The sequence below is a fragment of the Streptomyces sp. DvalAA-14 genome, from assembly GCF_900091855.1.
Lineage (GTDB): Bacteria > Actinomycetota > Actinomycetes > Streptomycetales > Streptomycetaceae > Actinacidiphila.
This window is the reverse complement of the sequence record NZ_FMCH01000593.1, coordinates 1-1,814: the sequence shown is the minus strand read 5'-3', so window position 1 is coordinate 1,814 and position 1,814 is coordinate 1. Positions and strand designations below refer to the sequence as shown.

2 protein-coding genes are annotated in these 1,814 nt (G+C 75.4%); one reads left to right on the top strand and one right to left on the bottom strand.

Annotation, left to right across the window (positions count from 1 at the left end; genetic code table 11):
- Nucleotides 1–1,008 (top strand): NAD-dependent epimerase/dehydratase family protein (locus GA0115240_RS32020; protein ID WP_202451946.1); only part of this gene is annotated, 1,008 nt, incomplete at its 5' end.
- Nucleotides 1,009–1,028: 20 nt separating this feature from the next.
- Here GA0115240_RS32020 and GA0115240_RS32015 read toward each other — a convergent pair.
- Nucleotides 1,029–1,628 (bottom strand): DUF1707 SHOCT-like domain-containing protein, encoded by a 600-nt coding sequence (locus GA0115240_RS32015; RefSeq protein ID WP_256070131.1) that lies wholly within the window; start codon nt 1,626–1,628, stop codon nt 1,029–1,031.
- Nucleotides 1,629–1,814: the final 186 nt, after the last annotated feature.

Sequence of the window (1,814 nt, the reverse complement as noted above, 5' to 3'; positions counted from 1 at the left end):
CAGATCGGGCGGCAGGCGGTCCGCGCGCTCGCCGCGGACGGCTGGCAGGTGACGGCCGCTTCCCGGGGCGGCGGCGCGGCCGAGGAATGGCCGGACACGGTCCGCACGGTGCGGGTGGACCGTACCGACGACGCGGCGCTGGCCGCCGCGCTCGGTGACGGCTGCGACGTGCTGCTCGACTGTGTCGCCTACGACGCGGGGCACGCGCGGCAACTGCTGTCGCTGGCCGACCGGATCGGATCGGCGGTGGTGATCTCCAGCGCCGCGGTGTACGAGGACGATCGGGGCCGCAGCTTCGACACCCAGGAGGAGCCGGACGGCTTCCCGCGCTACCCGGTGCCGATACCCGAGACCCATCGCACGGTGCCGCCCGGCCCGGGCACGTACGGGACGCGGAAGGTCGAACTGGAGCGGGCGCTGCTGGCGGCGGGGTCCCGGCTGCCGACCACGCTGCTGCGGGCCGGGGCGATCCACGGCCCGCACAGCCCGATGCCGCGCGAACTGTACTTCGTCAAGCGGGCGCTGGACCACCGGCCGGTGCGGGTGCTGCCCTACGGCGGCACCAGCCGCTTCCACCCGGTGCACTCCGCCAACATCGCCGAGCTGGTGCGGCTCGCCGCCCGCCATCCCGGCTCGCGGACGCTGAACGCCGGCGACCCGGAGGTACCGACGGTCGCGGAGATCGCGGCAGCCGTGGACGCGGCGCTGGGGCGCGGCAGCGAGACGGTCCTGGTGCCCGGGCCGCCGCCGGGGCCGACGGTCGGCGACCACCCGTGGGGCATCGCGCACCCGCTCGTGCTGGACATGTCCGCGGCGGAGCGGGAGTTGGGCTACCGCCCGGTCACCGGCTATCTGGAGTCGCTGCCGGAGACGGTGGCCGGGCTGGCCGAGTCCCTGGACGGCAGGGACTGGCGCGAGGTCTTCCCCGTCCCGGCCCGCCACTCGGCGCAGAACGACTGGTTCGACTACGCCGCCGAGGATGCCTGGCTGGCGGGCCGGCGCCGGTAGCCCGCCAGCCGGGCGTCCGGTCAGCGCCCATCGCGCCAGGGGTATTTGGCATCGCGCATCACCCGGACGTGTCCGAACACCGAGCGTCCGGTGACGCGGACCACGGGGCCGTCGTCGGACTTGCCGTCGCGGCCGCCGATCTGCGAGCGCTTGCCGAACAGCGCGGTGCCGGTGTCGTAGACCTGGGCGTCGCGGGGGACGAAGATCTCGACCTTGCCGCAGAAGGAGCCGGCGTCGATGACGATCTCGCGGCGGGTGAAGACGGCCTGCCGCAGGTCGACCACGATCGCGCCGAAGCGGGCGAAGGCGGTGGTGTGCGGCGGGACCGGCCACTGGCCGCCGCGCCGGACCTTGCTGAAGGTGGCGTGCACCCGCTCGTGGTCGGCGGGCGAGGCGAGCCGCGCGCCGGGCGCGGGGGCGGGCAGGTCCGCGGTGAGCGGCACCAACTCGCCGCGCGTCCGGGCGCCGTAGACGGCCTCCAGCCGCTCGGCGTGCTCCTCGACGGTCAACCGGCCCGCGGCGAAGGCGTCGCCGAGCAGCGCCGCGGTGTGGTCGCGCTCACCGTCCGAGGCGCGCAGCCGGCCGTCGTCGGACTGCTCCCGCGGCGAGAGTTCGGACACCGGACAACCTCCTGGAGGTATGAGCAACACGACTCACGCTATATCGCGTTTCCGTCCGGAGGCAAGGCGCCCCCTCCACCGCCCCGGCCGCGCCCCGGGCCGATCGGCCGGCCGGCGAGCCGCAGATATCCGCTGGCCCGGCCGGCGGGGATGTCCGTAGCCTCTGCCCCCATGAGCGCGCGACTG